Source organism: Gordonia sp. i37 (genome assembly GCF_002043085.1).
Taxonomy (GTDB): Bacteria; Actinomycetota; Actinomycetes; order Mycobacteriales; family Mycobacteriaceae; genus Gordonia; species Gordonia polyisoprenivorans.
Map to the genome: position 1 here is coordinate 1 of NZ_MVPX01000699.1, position 454 is coordinate 454.

Sequence of the window (454 nt, forward strand, 5' to 3'; positions counted from 1 at the left end):
GGGCGTGTCAACTTGTCTGTGTAAGCGGGGTGGTCACAGGTAGGGGTTGATCCGGTCGGGGTAGGCCGCGGCGAGCTGGGCGAGGGCCTGCTTCCAGTTCGTGACGGCCTGGCCTTCGACGAGCCGGCCCTGGGCTTTGCGCTGGCCGGCGGGTTTGCCCCGGTCCCGAGCGCGTTCGGCGGCGCGTTTGTCTTCGATGTTGCAGATCGCCAGCCAGAGCAGCTTCACCGCCGCCTCGGTCGAGGGGAAGTGGCCGCGGTTCTTGGTCACCTTCCGTAGCTGGAAGTTCAGCGACTCGATGCTGTTGGTCGTGTAGATGACCTTGCGGAGCATGGGTGGGAACTGCAGGAACGGGATGAACCGCTCCCAGGAGTTCGCCCAGGTCGCGGCTGCAGACGGGTACTTCGTGCCGAGCTCGGAGGCCTCGAACTCGGCCAGCGCCTTCCTCGCGGTC

At 66.5% G+C, this 454-nt stretch carries 1 protein-coding gene; it reads right to left on the bottom strand.

The annotated features are described in order from the left end of the window. Positions 1-33: 33 nt before the first annotated feature. A partial coding sequence (locus B1964_RS29715) for a transposase (RefSeq protein ID WP_172399025.1) occupies positions 34-454 on the bottom strand: 421 nt, incomplete at its 5' end.